Genomic DNA, 15,533 nt, shown 5'->3' on the forward strand with positions numbered 1-15,533 from the left:
GGGTCAGCCGTCGGTGGCGGCGATGCCCTTGACCAGGAGGTCCAGGCCGAACTCGAAGCGCTCTTCGTCGGTGCCGGACATCAGGGCCGGGAGCAGGGCGGTGATCGACGGGAAGCGCTCCGGCGGGAGCTCCGAGAAGTACTGCTGCACCTGCGCCATCCGCTCACCGCGCTCCGCGTCGCTGAGCCCGAAGTCCGCGGTGCGCTCCATGGACACCGCCGTGGCGTAGAGGGCGAGGACGTCCACCGCGAAAGCGACCACCCGGTCCGGTTTCCCCGCCGCGCGCAGGATCGCCATCATCGCCTCGCTGACGTGCAGCGCGTTCGGGCCCGTCGGCGCCGGGGTGCGCATGACGACCTGGGCGATGCCGGGGTGCGCGCCGAAGACCGCGACCTGCTGGCGGATCAGCTCCTTGAGCTGCTCCTGCCACTTCGCCGGGTCGGGCTCGGGCAGCGCGATCTCGCCGATCACCAGGTCGAGCATCAGCTCGTGCAGCTCGTCCTTGTTGCGCACGTAGGCGTACAGGGAAGCCGCACCGGTGCCCAGCCGCTGCGCGACCTTGCGCATGCTGACCGAGTCCAGCCCCTCGGCGTCGAGCAGGTCGAGCGCGGTGCGCACGATCAGCTCCAGGCTCAGCGGCTGCTTGACCGACCGCTCGCGCGCGACGCGCTGCCGCCAGGGCGGGACGGGCACGGACATCGTTCTCCCCACTTCGATCGCTGCTGCGAACACCGTACTTGACGCGAACACTGTTCGTCTGTAGAACACTGTTCGTAGCACGAACGCCGTTCGAAGGAGCTGTCACGATGTCCGAACGCACTCCCGTCCTGATCGCCGGCGCCGGGCTCGCCGGGTTGTCGACCGCCGTCTTCCTGGGCCTGCACGGCACGCCTTCGCTGGTGGTCGAACGCCATCCGGGCACTTCCACGCACCCGAAGGCGCGCGGTCAGCAGCACCACGTGATGGAAGCGCTGGACCTGGTCGGGCTGGCCGAAGCGATGGTCGAGGCCTCGCCGAAGGACACCGGATTCCTGATCCGCATAGCCGAGAGCGCGAGCGGCCCGGTGTTCCGCGAGATCCTGCACGACACGTTCCTGCCGCTGGACGACCTGACGCCCGCCCGCTCAGCGGACGCCAGCCAGGCCGCCGCGGAGCGCATCCTCGCCGAGCGCGCCCGCGAACTGGGCGCCGAGATCCGCTTCGCCACCGCCCTGGAGTCCTTCGAGCAGGACGAATCCGGGGTGCGCGCGGTCCTCTCCGGCGCCGCCGGGACCAGCACCGCGCACGCCGACTACCTGGTGGCCGCCGACGGGCACCGCAGCCCGATCCGCGAGCGGCTGGGCATCGGAACCCACGGCCGCGGCACGCTCGGGCACTCCGTCCACTGGCTGATCCGCGCCGACCTCGCTCCGGTCGTGGGCGACCGCCAGGTCCTCTACTACCTGCAGAACCCGCGGCTCTCCGGTGGCACCGGCGTGGTGGTCAGCACCGACGAGCCGGACCTGTTCGTCGTCGGCGTCGGCTACGACCCGGAGCACGAGGGCATCGGCGACTTCTCCGAAGACCGCGCCCTGGAGCAGATCCGGCTGGCCACCGGCGTGCCCGACCTCGCCGCGGAGATCGTCTCCGCGGACACCACGGTGGCGGCGATGCGGGTCGCGGACCGGTTCTCCAGCGGGCGGGTGCACCTGGTCGGCGACGCCGCGCACACCATGCCGCCGCACGGCGGGCTCGGCGGCAACACCGCCATCATGGACGGCTTCCACCTGGCGTGGAAGCTGGCCGCCGTGCTCCGCGGCGAGGCCGGGCCGGGTCTGCTGGACAGCCACGACGCCGAGCGGCGGCCGGTCGGCGAGCTGATCGCGGAGAACCAGTTCAAGAACGCCATCGCCCGCAACATGCCGCACCTGCAGCGGGACGACGACACCCCGCCGATCGAGAACCCGGGCGTGCTGCTGTTCGGCTGCCGGCACAACGGCGCGGTCGTCGCCGAGCCCGGTGACGCGGGCGAACTACTGGAAGACCCGATCGCGCCCACCGGCCGTCCCGGTTCCCGCGCGCCGCACGTCCTTCTGTCCGCTCCAGACGGTGACCTGTCCACGATCGACCTGTTCGGCCGGGAGTTCGTGCTGCTGACCGAATCCGGGGCGTGGGCGAAGGCGGCCGAGCAGCTGGCCTCGGACCTCGGCGTCCGCCTGCGGGCGCATCTGCTCGGCGGCGAGATGACCGGCGACTGGACCGGGAAGTACGGCGTCACCACCGACGGAGCGGTCCTGGTGCGCCCGGACGGCTTCATCGCCTGGCGAAGCCGGGGAGCCGGCGCCCCCGTCGACCTGGAGCGCGCCCTCCGCACGATCCTCGACCGCTGAGCAGGGCCGGCGTGACAGGCTCCGTTTCAGCTGGACCCGTGAGCGCTTTGGGGCGTTATAGCACCCCAAAACACTCACGGCTCACGAACAGCACAGCCGGTGCCGGTGCCGGAGGCAAGGTACACCTCCGGTTGGCCTGGGCGTTCGGCCGAGGGCCAGGCGAATTCAACATCGGTCGGTAGGAATGGTCCGTTCGACCGATTCGGAGGTACTCCGTGAAGCATTCGTTCGGCCTGTCCGCACTGGTCGCCGCCCTGGCCCTGGTCGCGACCGTGCTCGCGCCGATGGCGTTCGCCGATGTCCCGCCGCGGCACCTCACCGTTGCGACGTTCAACATCAAGCACGGCGCGGGAACCGATGACGTGCTCGATCTCGAGCGCACCGCCGGGGTCGTCGAGGGCTCCGGCGCCGACGTCATCGGCTTGCAGGAGGTCGATCGGCACTGGTCCGACCGCAGCGACTTCGCCGACCAGGCCGCGTGGCTGGCCCGCCGCCTCGGGATGCACGTGGCCTACGGCGCCAACCTCGACCTCGACCCGACCGACCCCGGCGAGCCGCGACGTCAGTACGGAACCGCGATCCTGTCCCGCTTCCCGATCCTCGACTCCCGCAACACGCTGCTCCCGCGGGCGCCGGAAGGTGAACAGCGCGGGCTGCTGGAGGCGCGGATCAACGTGCGGGGCAAGAAGATGCTCCTCCTCAACACGCACCTGCAGCACACCTCGCAAGCCGAGCGCTCGGCGCAGGTGGCGGCGATCAACGAGATCGTCGCCGGGCGGGACCTCCCCGCGGTGCTCACCGGTGACCTCAACGCCACACCGGAGGCGCCCGAGATCGCCGAGATCACCCAGCACCTCGTCGACACCTGGCCCATCGCCGGGCGAGGCGACGGCTTCACCTTCGACGCGGAGGCACCGAGGATGCGCATCGACTACGTCCTGGCCTCGCCGGGGATCGATGTCCACCGCGCCGAGGTGATCACGACGACGGCGTCCGACCACCTGCCGGTCGTCGTCGACATCGCGCTGCGGTAGCCGGAACGCCCCGGCAGCCCGGGCTGCCGGGGCGCGCTCAGTACCCGCCGGTTCACGGGTGGAGGACGACCTTGGTGTAGCCCTCGATCCGCTGGTCGAACTTCCGGTAGGCGTCCGGGGCGTCGGAGAGGGACAGCTCGTGGGAGACCACGAAGCTCGGCTCCGCCCGGCCCGCGATGATCATGTCGCGCAGCTGCCGGTTGTAGCGCTTGACGTTGCACTGCCCGGTGCCGATGACCTGCCCCTTCTCGAACATCCGGCCGACCGAGACCAGCAGCATGCCCTTCTTCGCCTCGTCCGTCGGGCCGCCCGGGTCGGCGGGCACGTACAGCCCCGGCACGCCCAGCCGCCCGGTCGCGCGGACCGTGTCGATCAGCGAGTTCAGCACCACCGCCGGTTCTTCCTTGCTGCCGTCGCCGACCTGGGCCTGGTAGCCGACCGCGTCGATGCCCTTGTCGGTGCCCTCGCCACCGGTCTGCTCCTTGATCATCGCGACCGGATCACCCTGCGAGAAGTCGATCGGGATGGCGCCGATCTGCTCCGCCTTGGCGAGCCGCTCCGGGACCCGGTCGACGCTGAACACCCGCGCGGCCCCGCGCAGCAGCGCCGAGTAGGCGGCCATCAACCCGACGGGCCCGGCGCCGTACACCACGACGCTCTCGCCCGGCGAGACCTGCGCGAGCTCGCACCCGTGGTAGCCGGTCGGGAAGATGTCGGCGAGCAGCACGAAGTCGGCCTCGTGGCTGCCGTCGGATGGCAGCGTCAAGCAGTTGAAGTCGGCGAAGGGAACCCGCAGGTACTCGGCCTGCCCACCGCTGTAGGGGCCCATCGCGACGTAGCCGTAGGCGCCGCCGGCGAAACCGGGGTTGACGGTCAGGCAGAACCCGGTGTTGCCCGCCATGCAGTTCTTGCAGAACCCGCAAGCGACGTTGAACGGCATCACCACGCGGTCACCGCGCTTCAGGCTCGTCACGCCGGACCCGAGCTCCTCGATGATGCCCATGTTCTCGTGGCCGAACACGATGCCCGGCTCGGCCGCCGTGCGCCCCTCGTACATGTGCAGGTCGGAGCCGCAGATGGCGGTCGAGGTGATCCGCACGATCACGTCGTTGGGGTGCTGGATGCTCGGCCGGTCCACCTCGCCGATCGCGACCGAGAAGGGCTCCTGGTACACGACTGCTTTCATGACGGACCACCTCCGGGTGAGGACGCGCGCTTCCCCTGTGCATGCCGCCTTCCGGCTACCCCGCACCAGGCGACGCAAGACCCGGACAGGCGTCACTCGAACGAGCGTCTTACGCGGAGTTGCCGAACCCGCAACACCGACGGTCGATCGCCGGGTAACTTCGATCACAACCGCAGCGGGCTGGGGGTTACCGAGCGGTTCCGGAGAGGGGATCATGGCAGGTCGCACAACTCAACACCCGCGCTCCAGCTCCGGGTCGGCGGTACGACCGTTGGCGCCCTCGACCCCGCGCGAGATCGGTCAGCACCGGATGCTCGCCGAGCTGGGCCGGGGCGGGATGGGCCGGGTGCTGCTGGGCAGCGGCCCCGATGGACGGCTCGTCGCGCTGAAGCTGGTGCACGAGCAGTTCGCCGAAGAGCCCGGGTTCCGGGCTCGGTTCCGCCGCGAGGTCGAAGCTTCCCAGACCGTCTCCGGCGCCTACACCGCCGCCGTCATCGACGCTGACCCCGATGCACCCACGCCCTGGCTGGCCTCGGTGTTCGTACCCGGCCCCTCGCTGCACGAGGTCATCACGACCACCGGCACGCTGCCCGAGCAACCGGCGCTGCGGCTGGCCGCCGGGCTGGCCACGGCGCTGACCCACATCCACCGGGTCGACCTCGTGCACCGGGACCTCAAACCCGCCAACGTGCTGCTCACCGACGACGGCCCGCGAGTGATCGACTTCGGCATCGTCCGGGCGATCAGCGGCGACCGCACCAGCGAGCTGACCCGCACCGGTTGGTTGATCGGCTCGCCCGGGTTCATGTCCCCCGAGCAAGCCAGCGGCGACCCGGTGACCCCGGCCAGCGACGTGTTCTCCCTCGGCGTCGTCATCGTCGCCGCCTGCATCGGTGACAGCCCGTTCGCCGACAGCTCGACGCTGCGCACCCTCAACAACGTCGTGCGCGCGGAGGCGGACCTCACCGAGGTTCCACCGCCGGTGCGGCGCATCGTCGAACCGTGCCTGGACAGGGAGCCCGCCAACCGGCCGACCCCGGCCGAGGTGCTGGAGTCGATCGGCCCGATCACACCGTCGGCCCAGCCCTGGCCGACCGCGGTGCACGAGTTGATCGCTCGGCGACAGGCCGACGTCGCTGAGCTCCTTCAAGAGTCGCCGCGAACCCGCACGACACACCAAGCCGGTCCGCCGACGGTGGTCGAGACCCGGCTGGACAACGACCCGGAGCCGTCCCCGCCCACCCGGTCCCGGGCGCTCCGCACCGCTGCACTCGTCGTCGCCGTGGCGCTGATCGGCGTCCTCGCCTGGGCGCTGGGGCCGGTTCTGCGCAAACCGACGACCGAGTTCCAGCAGGTCGGCGCCATGAGCGGGGACGGGTCGCCGTGGACCGCGGAGTTCAGCCCGGACGGCAGCACCCTGGCGGTCGCCTACACCAACGGCACCCTGCAGCTGTGGGACGTGGACAGCCAGCAGCCCACGAGCCAGAGCATCGTCGCCTTCGCCGATCTGGGCGACCTGTCGTTCAGCCCGGATGGCCGCACGTTGACCACGGCCGGAGTGGAGACGATCGAGTCCGGCGACACCACCAGCGCGCGTTGGATCGTGCAGCAGTGGGATGTGGCCAGCGGCAACCAGATCGGCGCCCCGTTCACCGTCGAGGCCCACCCGGACGACAACAGCAGCGAATCCATCGACCCGCCCGAACTCCTGGCAGACGGTCGCGCCTTGGCCGTGAAGAGCGACGCCGATTCCGGCAGCTACGTGCAGCTGTGGGACGTCGCCAGCCGCCGGCCGATCGCTCCCTTCGACGGCGGCTGGAGATCGGGCTTCAGCCCGGACGGCCGCATCCTGGCCGTCCCGAGCACGAGTTCCGACGGCATCGTGACCCTGCAGCTGTGGGACGTCGCCAGCCAACAGCGCATCGGCAACCCGATCAGCTTTCCTCAGGGCGAGGACCTCGAGGGCTTCGCGTTCAGCTCCGGCGGCGACCTGCTGGTGACCACCGGCTACCGCAACACCCCGAACGATTCCCTGGCCGATGCCGGCACGATGCGGTTCTGGAACCCCGCTGGCCAGAACCAGGTGCGGCAGCCCATCATCCTCCCCGAGCTCCGGCTCGATTCGCTCACGCTGAGCCCGGACGGCAACCACCTCGCCGGGTTCTCCGGTTCGGACGACACGCTGGAGCTGTGGAACACCGACACCGGGAAGAAGATCGACACCCTGTCCGACGTCCGCGACGCGGCGTTCAGCCCGGACGGCAGCACCCTGGTCACCGTAGGGCGGGAGAACGACACCGTGCGAATGTGGCTCGTCCCGGGCAGCTGATGGCGGATGAGCCGAACGGCGGTAGTTGACCTCCCGCCGCTTCAGCCAGGATGGGGTTCCGCCGCCGACGGACTGAGAGGAGTCGTTGTGCGGCGTCGTTCTTTTCTCCGGGCTGCCGTGGTAGGTGGCGGGGTTGCTGCTTTCTCCGGCGGGTTGTGGACCGGGGCTGCCGTGTCCGTGCCGAACCGGCTGGCGGAAGGGCCGTACGGGCCGCTGCTGCCTGCCGATGGCAACGGGCTGGAACTGCCGGAGGGCTTCACCAGCCGGATCATCGCGCGGTCCGGGGAGCAGGTCGAGGGCACGTCCTACACCTGGCACGACGCTCCTGACGGCGGTGCGTGCTTCGCCGACGGGGACGGCTGGATCTACGTTTCGAACTCCGAGATCGAGCCGGGCGGTGGGGTCGGGGCGGTCCGGTTCGACGCCGGCGGGAACATCGCCGACGCCTACCGGATCCTGGACGACACCCGGCGCAACTGCGCGGGCGGCAAAACGCCTTGGGACACCTGGTTGTCCTGCGAGGAGGTCGGCTACGGGTACGTCTTCGAGACCGACCCGTGGGGGCGCAACGAGGCCGTGCGCCGGGACGCCATGGGCAAGTTCAACCACGAGGCAGCCGCTTGCGACCCGGTGCGCAAGGTCATCTACCTGACCGAGGACGAACCCGACGGCTGCTTCTACCGGTTCCGGCCGAACAACTGGGGCGACCTCGGCGCGGGTGGCGTGCTGGAGGTCCTGGCCGCCGGGTCGGAGACCTCGGGCAAGGCCACCTGGGTGGAGGTGCCCGAACCGCTGCCCTCCGACGGCGACACCCCGACGCGCGAGCAGGTCTCCGAGGCCAAGCGCTTCGACGGCGGCGAGGGCTGCCACTACGCCAACGACCGTTGCTGGTTCACCACCAAGGGCGATGACCGGGTGTGGCAGTTCAACGCCGCCGACGACACCTTCGAGCTGGCCTACGACGGCGGCGGTGATCTGAGCGGCGTGGACAACATCACCAGCAGCGACTTCGGCGACCTCTACGTGGCCGAGGACGGCGGCAACATGGAGATCTGCATCATCACGCCGGACGACGTGGTGGCACCGGTGGTGCGGGTGAACGACCAGGACGAGTCGGAGCTGTGCGGACCGGCGTTCAACCCGGCGGGCGACCGCTTCTACTTCTCGTCCCAGCGCGGCACCTCGGGCTCCTCCTCCGACGGCATCACCTACGAGATCACGGGGCCGTTCCGCCACTGAGCTGTCGTGAGTGCGTGACAGTGTTCCAGCCCTGTTTCGCACTCACGACCGGCAGCGGCTGGTCGATGCGCTCACGGCCTCCTGACGGCTGATGATCTAGCCGGTGATCGGCACACTCCTCCGGGAGGTCAGGAGCCGGTTTTGCGCCACAGGAGGGTGTAGCGCCAGAAGAGGCGGCGGCTGACCGTTGCGCCGGGGAGGATGTCCGCTGCTGCGGTGCGGATCTCCAGGAGCGTGTTCGCCGGGTCCTTGACCGGCATGCCTTCGTCGTGGGGCTTGCCCGCGCGGCCTCGGGCCGCCTTGTAGGCGCCGACGGCCGCGTTCGCCGGGAGGGTCACCGCGTCCAGGGCGAAGTCCGTCGGCGTCTGCTTGCGGTAGTGACCGACGACGGCGAGGGTTCCGCCCGGGCGCAGCAGGTCGGCGAGGCGGGTCAGCGCCGGGCGCAGCGGCATGTGGTGCAGGCTCGAAATCGCCGTCACCGCGTCGTACCCCGACGCATCCAGCGGCAGGTCCAGCACGTCACCGCACAACCAGCTGACGTTGCGCGCCGACCCGCGGCGGGCGCGCTCGATCATCTCCGGCGAGACGTCCACCGCATCGACGTGCTCCGCCCGCTCCGCGAGCCCCCGCGCGAACGCGCCGGTCCCGCAACCGACGTCGAGCACTCGCGCGCTCCGCGGCGGCAACTGCCGCAGCAGCCACGAGTGGTAGTGCGCGTTGTGGTCCCACAGCAGCGCTTTGGGTAGTTGGATCACCGAACCTCCAGATCGCACGCACCAGGCCGCACGGTCGGCCGACTCTCCCCCGAACCGGCTCCCGATTCTGCCGAAGGGGCTGCCGCTCCTCCTCCGCGAGGGGAGCCGCTCGCCCGGCGCGTCGGCGGGTGGTGTGGCGATTTCGCGCGGAATCGCCCGCTTCCACGCCCGGCGATCGCCGATTTCCCGCGAAATCGCCATCCCGAACGGCCGGGCGTCGCACCCGACCGCCCGCGAGGCCGTGAATTTCCCGGAGCCCGGAAAGCACGCGCTTCGCGGGCGGCCTCGCCGTCAGCCCGCCGGTTCGGTCGGCCAGACCGCTTCGCAGTGGGTGTCGGGCGCCGGTGTTCGCAGCGTCGTCACGTAGTCGTCGACGTAATCGGTCACGCAGGGGCTGTGGTAGTACTGCCCGTGGCCGATGCCGTCGTAGTGCAGCAGGACCGAGTTCTCGATCTGGTCGGCCACGGTCCGGTTCCAGGCGTTCGGCGTCGCCACGTCGTAGCGGGCCGTGACCAGCAGGATCGGCGGTGTTCCGGCGATCTCGGGCTCGTGCTGCGGGTTGCTGACCTCCCCGGGCCAGCCGAGGCACGTGGCCACATCGCTCCAGAACGGGGAGAGCTTCGTCTGCGGCGCGAGCTGCTCGGCCCGGTCCCGGTAGCTCTGCAGCTCGGCGAAGTTCCCGACGTCCCAGCGCCAGTCATCGCACCAGATCGCCTGGTAGGAGTTCTGCGCCAGTTCCACCGGCGCGGCCTGCGCGGCGACCGCCGGGCCACCGCCCGCCAGCGCCCGGAACCGCTCCGCCAGCGGGAACCACCGCTCTTCCGGCGCGTACATCGCGGCCTTGAGCTCGCGGCGGAGGAATTCCGCGCTCAGCGGTTCGCCGTCGACCGGGTCGATCAGCGTTCCGGCTTCGGCCTTGCCGTGCAGGTCGGCCCACAGCGCGCGGACGTCAGCGCCGTACAGCGCGCAGTTCTGCGTGCGCTCGCACCAGTCCGCGAAGGCGTTGAACGCGCCTTCCTGGTCCTCGGTCGTCGTCGCGATGTAGTCACCACCGGAGCGCATGCTGTGGTCCATGTTCGAGTCGAGGACCATCGACCGCACCCGGTGCGGGAACAGCTCCGCGTACTGCTGCCCCACCTGCGTCCCGTACGACGCGCCGTAGAAGTTCAGCTGCTCCTCGCCCAGCGCGGCGCGGATCGCGTCGAGATCGCGGACCGCGCTGACCGTGTCGACGAGGCCGAAGGCCGGGCTGTTCTGCTCGCAGTCCTCGCCAAGCTTCGCGTTGTAGTCCAGCAGGGCCTGGTACTCCTGCTCGGATTCGGGGAAGCTGCTGGGCTTCTGCTCCAGCAGCTCGGCGCTGCACCGGACCTCGCTGCTGCGCACGACGCCCCGCTGGTCCCAGCTGACGATGTCGAACCGCTTGCGCAGCTCGCCGACGGACAGCGCGTCGGGACTGTTGACGTACATGTCGATGCCCGAGGCACCCGGCCCGCCCGGCGCGGCGAACAGCACGCCGATGCGGTTCTCCGGTTCGGTCGCGGGTAATCGCCCGATGGCTATCTCGATCTTCGCCCCGTCCGGGTCCTGCCAGTCGAGCGGGACTTCGACCGAAGCGCACTCGCCCTGCTGCTCGCCGCAGGGTTCCCAGGCGAGGTCGGCACCACCGGCCAGCGCGGGTTGCGCGCCGGTCAGGGTGGAGAGCACGAGCGCGGCGGATACCGCCGCGCACAACGGAATTCTGCGCACCAGATCTCCTCGTGTGAGCCGTTGGCGTCCCCGAGGCTAGTGACCGGTGATCGTTCCGGGCGGCGCGTTCGGAGCATCCGGATTCGGCCAGCGGGCGGCGGTGACCGGCTGCCCCGCACCGCACCGCGGCGACCGCTCGCCGAAGACCCGCCTGTCGGCCGCAACCTGCCGGGCCTGCGGCTGGCGGCCCAGGTCAAGGCCCGTGAGCGCTTTGTGGGGCCATAGCACCCCAAAGCGCTCACGGGCTTTTCTAGGCCGAACAGGTGACAACCGGCCGTTCAACCCTGAACTCGCTCCGTTCGGCGCAACACTCCCGCCACGCGGAACACCGTCGCGCACGTGGTCGTTCACCGTGCATCACCGTCGCCGCACAACCCGCGACCGGCCTGCGGCGTCTTCTGATGAAGATGCCGGCGACTCAACCGCAGCAAGTGCCGCAAGAGGGCGAACATGGGGGTTCGACACCGTGCCGGACTTTTCCAAACTGAAAACACCGCTGCCGCCGAGGTTCTTCTGGACCCTGTTGTTCTTCCTGTGCCTGTTCGGCTTCACCGCCTGGCTCCTGCGGATCAACGCGGGTGCGGAGATAGCGGGCGTCCTGAGCCTCACGGTCAGCGTCATCGCCCTGATCGCGAGCCCGTCCGACAGCCGCCCGGCGGTGTGGGGAGCGCTGGCCTCGGCGTTTGTCCTCGTCGTGCTCGGCGCCCTGGGCTACCTGCTCTACGACAGCTTCCGCAGCATCGACGTCAAGGCGAACGTGCGCTTCGACGGAGCTCAGCAGAACCTGCCGGTGCTGATGAACGGCCAGCGCGCGACCTTCACCATCCAGGTCCCCGAGCCCCGGGACCACCTGACCATCAGCTTCCGGATCACCGACGCCCCGGACAGCGAGAGGTTCCAGGACTGCGGCACGGACAGCACCACCTCGGTCGAGCTGCTCCTGGACGGCAGCTCGGAGGAGATCCGGTTCAAGTCGGATGAGGAGCGGACGCTGCCGGTCCGCGGCAACCCGGACATCGGCGGCGCGCTGACGATGAACGCGCTGGTCGACTGCCGGATGCAGGTCCAGGTCACCCGCGCGGAACTGCACAACTGAGGGGAACCATGAAAGCAGCAGTCCTTTCGCTCGCCGCCCTGCTCCTGCTGGCCACCGGGTGCTCGACGTCGCCCGCGCTGTTCGAGGACGCCAAGTACATCCGGATCGGGGTCAAGGTCGACCAGCCCGGTCTCGCAGGCAGCAGGCCGCACGACCCCACCACCTACCAGGGCTTCGAGATCCAGCTCGGCCGGCAGATCGCGGAGCACTTCGGCCGCGAACCGCTCTTCCAGCCGATCACCTCCGCCAACCGGGAGATCTTCCTGCAGCAGGGCAAGGTCGACCTGGTGATCGCCAGCTACTCGATCACCAACCCCCGGCGCGAGAAGATCGACATGGTCGGCCCCTACCTCCGGTCCCAGTCGGGCGTGCTGGTCAGGAACGACTACACGGGTCCCGATCAGGTGGGGGCGTTCTCCGGGGCGGAGGCGTGCACGGCCGACGGCACGACCTCGTTCGACCTGATCAAGGAGGAGCTGAACGGGCAGGAACCGCAGACCGCGCCGAGCTTCCAGGCCTGCCTGGAGAAGCTGAGCAAGCGCGAAGTGGACGCGGTGATGACCGACAAGCTCATCCTGGAGGGCTTCGCCGCCCACTCAAAGGGCGAGTTCAAGCTGCTGCAGCGCACCTTCGGCCAGAACGGGTACTACGGGATCGGGATGCCCAAGGGCCACCAGCAGGAGTTCGACGAGATCAAGAAGCTGCTGAAGAGCTACGTCGGCAGCGCCGAGTGGAAGCGCGACTTCGACACCTACTTCGAAGGCGTGGACTACAACGACTACACCGTCGACCCGTCCAACATCGACGAGAAGTCCATCGTCCTCGTGTGCGAGGCACCGGGCCAGTGCGCTGAGCGATGAGCGCGGCGGACCGACCGGTTCCTCCTCGGTCCCGCCGCATGTCAGCCCGGACTGGCGTGCGCCAGCCACGGGTGGGTGCCGTAGGTGTCGGCGATGGCCCCGGCCAGCCATCGGCGTTGGTCGGGGGTGAGCAGCGGCAGCAGGGCGGCGAAGTCCGCTTCGTCCTTGGGCCGGGTGTCCTTGGCCTTGTAGAACAGCAGGATCTCCGGCGCCAGGTACGGGATTCCGCTCGCGCCGGTGCGGCCGATCGACCGCACTTCGCGGCGCACGCGCGGGTTGCGCCGCGAGGTCCAGCACTCGCCGTCGGACTCGTCGATCATCAGCTGGATCCGCCACGGCTGGTCGGCCGCCGGACGGCACCAGACATCGCAGACCTCGGCGGGCAGGATCTCCCCGGACCGCCACGGCCGCAGCGCTCCCGGTGGATCGGCGGCCCACAACTCCCACCCGCGCAGGACTTGCTGAACCGCCAGGTGATCGCGGCGAAGCACCAGGACGTCGATGTCGCCGTGCTCGCGCAGCGACCGACCGAGCGCCTGCTCGACGGCGTAGCCGCCGGCCAGCCACCACGGAGCCGCCAGAGCGGCGAACAGCTCGTGCACTTCTGCCGGAGAGGCCGGATCCCAATCGGTGCGCATCGGAAACCAGCATGCCGCAGCTGTGTTCCGGGCCACTGCGGGTTGACCTTCCAACCGGTTGGAGGCCCTAGCGTCCGTCCTGAGCCCAGACGGGAAGCACGAGCTCAGGAGCCACTCATGTCCTCTTTCGTCGTTCAGCGCAATGGCCGGGAAGCCACCGCCGCGGAGCTGGCACCGCTGGCCTTCGCCGGGTTCGCGCACATGACCGCCATGCAGGTGCGCGATGGCGGCGTGCGCGGCCTCGACCTGCACCTGGAGCGGCTGCGGAACGCCTCGCTGACGATGTTCGGCCAGGCGCTGCCCGACGAGCGGGTGCGCGACCACCTGCGGACCGCCATCGAACGCTCGCCCGCCGACCACTCGCTGCTCGCCACCGTCTACTCGAACGCGGGCGAGTTCACCGCGGCCGACGGGACGCTCGACGTCCTGGTCCGCACCTCGCCCGCGGCCTCCGGCCCCACCGGCCCGCTGTCGCTGATGACCGTCGAGCACGAACGCGCCCTCCCGGAGCTCAAGCACGTGGGCGAGGTGGCCAAGACCCACTACCTGCGGCGAGCCGTGGCGCAGGGCTTCGACGACGCGGCCTTCCTCGACCGCCGGGGCCGGTTCAGCGAGGCCTCGATCTGGAACCTGGCCTTCTGGGACGGCGAAGCCGTGGTGTGGCCCGAGGCCGACATGCTCGGCGGAACCATGATGGGCACCGTCCGCAGGCAGCTGGAAGGACTCGGCGTGCCGCAGCGGACCGAGGAGATCCGGCCCGCCGACCTCCCGGAGCTGGCGGGAGCGGTGGTCATGAACTCCTGGACGCCGGGCATCGCGGTGCACCGGATCGATGCGACCGACGTGCCGGCGGCGCCGGAGTTCCTGGAGCTGCTGCACCGGGCGCACCGGGCGGAACCGCTCGTCGCGCCGTGAATCAGGACTTGCCGAGGAATCCGGCCAGGTTGCTGCGGCTGCGCTGCAGCTCGGCGATCCGCTCCTCGGCGATCGCCAGCTCCCGGTCCATGATGGCCCGCACGTCCACGCACCAGTCGAACTCCGGCAGCTCACCGCGGACGCAGGGCAGCACCGCCCGGATCACCTCGGTGGACAGCCCGGCCTCCAGCAGGGCGCGGATCTGCCGCACCACCACGACCGAGTCCTCGTCGTACTCGCGATAGCCGTTCGCGCCCCGCCGCGGTTCGAGCAGGCCCTGCGCCTCGTAGTACCGCAGCAACCGCGCATCGACCCCGCTGATCCGCGACAACTCCCCGATCAGCATGCGCCCTCCGTCCGACCTGAGCCTGCGCCCAGTATGCCGGGAGCGGCCGTCCCGCCCGCAGGACGAAGGGCACCCCGCTGGTCGACTCAGCGACCGGCGCGATCGAGAGCCGCGATCTCGCGCACTGCCCCGGCGATGGCGCCGAAGTCCTTGCGCAGGATCGCACCGTGGTTGCTCGCGACCTTCGCGCTGATCTCGATGTTCGAGTTGCGGGCGGTGACCGCGCCGAGGGCCGCGCGCAGCCGTTCCTGCTCGTCGCCCTTGCTCCCGAAGGAGGAGCCCGAGGCGAGCACGTACCGCGCGGGGACGGTGATGCCGTCCAGCACCGGGCCGAGCTCGCGCTCGCGGGCCAGCTCGCCGAGCTCGATGTTGATCTCGGCCATCTGCTCGGCGGACATCCGCGGGGCCAGGCCCGTCGGGCGCACCAGCGGCAGGACCCAGCTCAGCCGCTTGAACAGCTTCCGGATCCGCTGCTCCATGGCGTCGTCCAGCCAGTCGTAGGGCTGCGCACCGTCGACCATGACCGCACCCAGGGCGCGGTCCGGGTTCCGGTTCGCCCAGTGCGCCGCGACGAACGCCCCGTAGGACCAGCCCACCACCAGCGCCCGGTCCACGCCCCGGGCCGCGAGCACGGCGTCGACGTCCCGGACGGCGGCTTCGAAGGAGCAGTCCGCCGACCGCTTAGATCGCCCGCGGGCCCGCTCGTCGTAGGTGATGTGCCGGAAGTCGGGGCCCAGCTCGGCGAGGACGCGCCGCCAGTAGCCCTGGGTGGCGAACTGGCCGTTGAGGTAGACCACCGGGACACCGGCACCGCCGGTGTCGGTGACCGCCAGTTCCGCGTCGTCGACCGGCACCATGCCGGTCCAGGTCGAGGTGGCCGGGGAAGCGCTGTTCTTCGTCGTCATGCCGCCAACTCTCGGCGGCCGTCGTGACACCGCCCTGACGTTGCGCTGACACGGTCGCTGACGCCGGTGCTGGCGTGATCACTCCAGGCCCGGCGGTCCGGCGAGCCGGGCACTT

The 15,533-nt window shown here is 70.3% G+C and carries 14 protein-coding genes; 7 read left to right on the forward strand and 7 right to left on the reverse strand.

From position 1 onward, the window contains the following. Nucleotides 1-3: 3 nt before the first annotated feature. A complete protein-coding gene (locus C4T78_RS29660) occupies nt 4-699 on the reverse strand; it encodes a TetR/AcrR family transcriptional regulator (protein ID WP_093352732.1) in 696 nt (231 codons plus the stop codon). 107 nt (nt 700-806) lie between these two features. On the opposite strand from C4T78_RS29660, the gene C4T78_RS29665 reads away from it, so the two are divergent. Both C4T78_RS29665 and C4T78_RS29670 read left to right on the forward strand, forming a co-directional pair. Beyond that, nucleotides 807-2,369, forward strand: coding sequence for an FAD-dependent monooxygenase (locus tag C4T78_RS29665; RefSeq protein ID WP_093352729.1), 1,563 nt, complete (start codon nt 807-809; stop codon nt 2,367-2,369). Between the two features lie 215 nt (nt 2,370-2,584). After that, nucleotides 2,585-3,403 (forward strand): endonuclease/exonuclease/phosphatase family protein, encoded by an 819-nt coding sequence (locus tag C4T78_RS29670; protein WP_235863540.1) that lies wholly within the window; start codon nt 2,585-2,587, stop codon nt 3,401-3,403. A gap of 52 nt (nt 3,404-3,455) precedes the next feature. On the opposite strand, the gene C4T78_RS29675 is transcribed toward C4T78_RS29670, so the two are convergent. After that, nucleotides 3,456-4,589, reverse strand: a complete 1,134-nt coding sequence (locus C4T78_RS29675; protein WP_093352727.1) for a glutathione-independent formaldehyde dehydrogenase — start codon at nt 4,587-4,589, stop codon at nt 3,456-3,458. Between the two features lie 271 nt (nt 4,590-4,860). On the opposite strand from C4T78_RS29675, the gene C4T78_RS36820 reads away from it, so the two are divergent. Both C4T78_RS36820 and C4T78_RS29685 read left to right on the forward strand, forming a co-directional pair. Beyond that, nucleotides 4,861-6,918 carry a WD40 repeat domain-containing serine/threonine protein kinase gene (locus C4T78_RS36820; RefSeq protein WP_107916160.1) on the forward strand — a complete coding sequence of 686 codons (2,058 nt, stop codon included), beginning with the start codon at nt 4,861-4,863 and terminating at the stop codon, nt 6,916-6,918. A gap of 87 nt (nt 6,919-7,005) precedes the next feature. After that, nucleotides 7,006-8,157: an alkaline phosphatase PhoX gene (locus C4T78_RS29685; protein WP_093352724.1), complete on the forward strand. Its 1,152-nt coding sequence runs from the start codon at nt 7,006-7,008 to the stop codon at nt 8,155-8,157. Between the two features lie 128 nt (nt 8,158-8,285). On the opposite strand, the gene C4T78_RS29690 is transcribed toward C4T78_RS29685, so the two are convergent. Both C4T78_RS29690 and C4T78_RS29695 read right to left on the reverse strand, forming a co-directional pair. Next, a complete protein-coding gene (locus C4T78_RS29690) occupies nt 8,286-8,912 on the reverse strand; it encodes a class I SAM-dependent methyltransferase (protein ID WP_218161586.1) in 627 nt (208 codons plus the stop codon). Between the two features lie 291 nt (nt 8,913-9,203). Continuing rightward, on the reverse strand, nt 9,204-10,658 hold the full coding sequence (locus tag C4T78_RS29695; RefSeq protein ID WP_143185861.1) for an alpha/beta hydrolase: 1,455 nt from the start codon (nt 10,656-10,658) through the stop codon (nt 9,204-9,206). Between the two features lie 466 nt (nt 10,659-11,124). Between C4T78_RS29695 and C4T78_RS29700 the strand changes: the two genes are divergently transcribed. Further along, on the forward strand, nt 11,125-11,754 hold the full coding sequence (locus C4T78_RS29700) for a hypothetical protein (protein ID WP_143185859.1): 630 nt from the start codon (nt 11,125-11,127) through the stop codon (nt 11,752-11,754). A gap of 8 nt (nt 11,755-11,762) precedes the next feature. Then, complete coding sequence (locus C4T78_RS29705; protein ID WP_093352715.1) at nt 11,763-12,614, forward strand: transporter substrate-binding domain-containing protein; 852 nt, start codon at nt 11,763-11,765, stop codon at nt 12,612-12,614. A gap of 41 nt (nt 12,615-12,655) precedes the next feature. Here the strand turns inward: C4T78_RS29705 and C4T78_RS29710 are convergent, their stop codons facing one another. Next, complete coding sequence (locus C4T78_RS29710) at nt 12,656-13,252, reverse strand: nucleotidyltransferase domain-containing protein (RefSeq protein ID WP_093352712.1); 597 nt, start codon at nt 13,250-13,252, stop codon at nt 12,656-12,658. A gap of 117 nt (nt 13,253-13,369) precedes the next feature. Here C4T78_RS29710 and C4T78_RS29715 point away from each other — a divergent pair, with 117 nt between their 5' ends. Continuing rightward, nucleotides 13,370-14,167 (forward strand): aminotransferase class IV family protein, encoded by a 798-nt coding sequence (locus tag C4T78_RS29715; protein ID WP_093352710.1) that lies wholly within the window; start codon nt 13,370-13,372, stop codon nt 14,165-14,167. A gap of 1 nt (nt 14,168) precedes the next feature. Here C4T78_RS29715 and C4T78_RS29720 read toward each other — a convergent pair whose 3' ends face one another. After that, nucleotides 14,169-14,513, reverse strand: a complete 345-nt coding sequence (locus C4T78_RS29720) for a MerR family transcriptional regulator (RefSeq protein ID WP_093352707.1) — start codon at nt 14,511-14,513, stop codon at nt 14,169-14,171. 86 nt (nt 14,514-14,599) lie between these two features. Continuing rightward, on the reverse strand, nt 14,600-15,418 hold the full coding sequence (locus C4T78_RS29725; protein ID WP_093352706.1) for an alpha/beta fold hydrolase: 819 nt from the start codon (nt 15,416-15,418) through the stop codon (nt 14,600-14,602). Nucleotides 15,419-15,533: the final 115 nt, after the last annotated feature.

The sequence above is a fragment of the Saccharopolyspora kobensis genome (assembly GCF_900108315.1).
Taxonomy (GTDB): domain Bacteria; phylum Actinomycetota; class Actinomycetes; order Mycobacteriales; family Pseudonocardiaceae; genus Saccharopolyspora; species Saccharopolyspora kobensis.